Consider the following 2,592-nt stretch of genomic DNA (forward strand, 5'->3'; position numbering starts at 1 on the left):
AAACACCGCGGCTAATATAAGCTGAGCTTTTAAAAGCGGCAAGGTGTTGCTAGAAAAGGTATCCGCTCCGATAGCTGCGACCGCCAGCCAACCGTTTTCGCCGATGGGCAAAACCTTAGCCGTTACATTTTCGCCTTTGTAGTTGACGTATGGTATCAGGCCATTTTCGTCAAACCTTTTTGCTGCGTATTCTTCCGCTAAATATTTACTCGCAGGGACGGTTTTTCCTACATTTGAGGGATCGCTATGCATTAGTATTAGACCGTCTTTATTCATAACGTAAACGTAACCATATTCGGTCTTGCCCATATCAAGGATCTTTTTGCTTAGAGCGTCGATCTTTAGATCTATCGCCGCTACGCCAGCAAATTTACCGCTCTCGTTTACCGGCACGGCAAAGGTCATAACCAGGCTTTGACTCATAGCATCGATATAAGGCTCGGTATAAATAGCCCTATTTGCCGCTTTCGTATCCATATACCAGCCGCGTTTACGAGGGTCGTAATTATCCTTTTCAGGGGTTAACTTGTTATTTGATGATTGAAAATGACTTCCGTCAGCTTCTCTACCGAAATAAATATAGTCCACGATAGAATTTGACTGATCTTTTTCTAGAACTAATGTTTTTAGTAGCTCCTCTTCGCTATGCTGCGCTTTTTGTACTTTTACGCCTAGTTTTTTTACTGTGTCGATATAGTCTTTAAAAAACGATTCCGTAACGGTATCGACGTCTTTTAAAATTTGAGCCTGATTTTGGCTAACGAGCTGAACGACCTTATTCTCGGCCGTATAGTAACTAACCGCCGAAATAGCGGCAAACGAAACGATCAGCGAGACGATGAGCATCACGGCTATCTTATTCGTGATTGACCTAAACATAAACACTTCCTTTACAAATTTAAATTCAAAATAAACGCTAATTATAGCTTACAATAGTAAAACGGTGCTTAATATTTAAATTTTATCTCTTGCGCTGCCGATAAATTTGTTTTTTGCAGTAAAATTTAGGTCAAATTTGCAAAAAGGTATTTTATGTTTAAGGCTTTTAGAATTTACGATTTTATCAAAGGTAACAAAAGCAGCGATTTTTACGGCGTATTCGTAGATAGATTGTATCCTCGCGGCATAAAAAAGGAGATATTTAGCTCGTTTTTGTGGCTAAAATCTATCACCCCTTCAAATGAGCTTAGGGCTTGGTTTCACGAGGATAAAGAGGGTAGATTTAGCGAGTTTAGGCTCAAATTTAAAAGCGAACTTACAAACGAGGAAGCGGCGGTGGGACTAAAAAAGCTAAAATCGCTAGAAAAAACTCACGGCAAAATCGCGCTGCTAACAGCGACAAAGGATATAAATTTAAGCCACGTTACGGTGATTTTGGAAGCGCTAGGAGCGAAGGTTTAAATTTAACTTTGCGGGATTAAATTTTACTTTCACGGCGCGGCTCATAAAATTTGAATCAAAAGCGGCAATCTTGCGGCGATAAATTTAAAAAGATAGAGCGGCGTTCTGTAAGCCAAAACGCCGCATTAGAGTAATATTAGAAGCGTTGTCCGATAGTAAATTCAAACGTGCTGGTGTCGTCGCTATCCTGCTTGTTAAGCGGTTTAGCAAAGATGAGCTGAAGCGGCCCCATCGGCGTCACCCACTCGATACCCACGCCGGCGCTATATCTGCTGATACGTCCGTCGATATACTCGTATCCGGCCCTTCTTTGTACGTGCTTACCCTCTATGACGCCGTAATCAACAAACATCACGCCGCGCATTTTTACGCGCTCTATGATCGGGAAGCTAAGCTCGGCCGAGCTGTTAAACGAGATAGTGCCGCCTGTCTCGTACCACTGACCGTTTAGAGCTTTTACTTTCGGCGAAACAGTCCTGCTCTCAAATCCGCGTAGATTTCTGATACCGCCTAGGTATAGCTTTTCGTTGATCGGTATGTATCCGCGATCCCAAATTTTACCGAAGCTTGATTTAAATCTAAAAATAAGGTCGTAGTCCACCCACTCTCTGATGCCTTGATACCAGTTGAAATTCGTTCTGCTCTTTAAAAATTTCTCGTCGCCGCCCACGCCCGCAAACTCTAGGCTAGTGCTTGCGATGATACCGGTGCGAGGCAGGTAATAATCATCTGTGCTGTTATAGGTAATAGACGGGATAAGCGAGCTTTTGATGCTTTTGCCGTCTTTATAGCCGACGCTTTTTAGCACGTCGCTAAGCCCACTGATACGGCTTTGTTCGATGACGTAGCCTAAAGACGCGCTTAAATTTCTAGTTAGCTTTCTGCCTAGTACCAAATTTAGACCGTATGATTTCTCGTCGTAGTTGTTCCAGTCGTAGTCGTTAGCATATAGCGTGCCGCCCAGGCTGTACTCGGAGTCAAAAAGGCGCGGATTGGTTAAGCCTATCTGGCCTGAGAGCTCGTTGTCGCTTCTATCGACGCTTATGACGCCCTTCATACCGCTACCAAACACGTTCGTATCAGACACGCTAGCGTTAAGTAGTAATCCGTCCGAGCTACCGTAGCCGATACCGCCGCTGATAGAGCCCGTAGAGGCTTCTTTTACTTTTACGAGTAGATCTACTTGATTTT

3 protein-coding genes are annotated in these 2,592 nt (G+C 43.5%); 1 reads left to right on the forward strand and 2 read right to left on the reverse strand.

All coding sequences use genetic code 11. The features are described from left to right. Nucleotides 1–879 (reverse strand): cache domain-containing protein (locus Q0338_RS08070; protein WP_298086304.1); only part of this gene is annotated, 879 nt, incomplete at its 3' end. Nucleotides 880–1,032: 153 nt separating this feature from the next. On the opposite strand from Q0338_RS08070, the gene Q0338_RS08075 reads away from it, so the two are divergent. Further along, a complete protein-coding gene (locus tag Q0338_RS08075; RefSeq protein ID WP_298086305.1) occupies nucleotides 1,033–1,401 on the forward strand; it encodes a DUF488 family protein in 369 nt (122 codons plus the stop codon). A gap of 136 nt (nucleotides 1,402–1,537) precedes the next feature. Here the strand turns inward: Q0338_RS08075 and bamA are convergent. Continuing rightward, nucleotides 1,538–2,592 (reverse strand): outer membrane protein assembly factor BamA (gene bamA / locus Q0338_RS08080; protein ID WP_298086306.1); only part of this gene is annotated, 1,055 nt, incomplete at its 5' end.

This window comes from uncultured Campylobacter sp. (assembly GCF_938018145.1).
Taxonomy (GTDB): domain Bacteria; phylum Campylobacterota; class Campylobacteria; order Campylobacterales; family Campylobacteraceae; genus Campylobacter_A.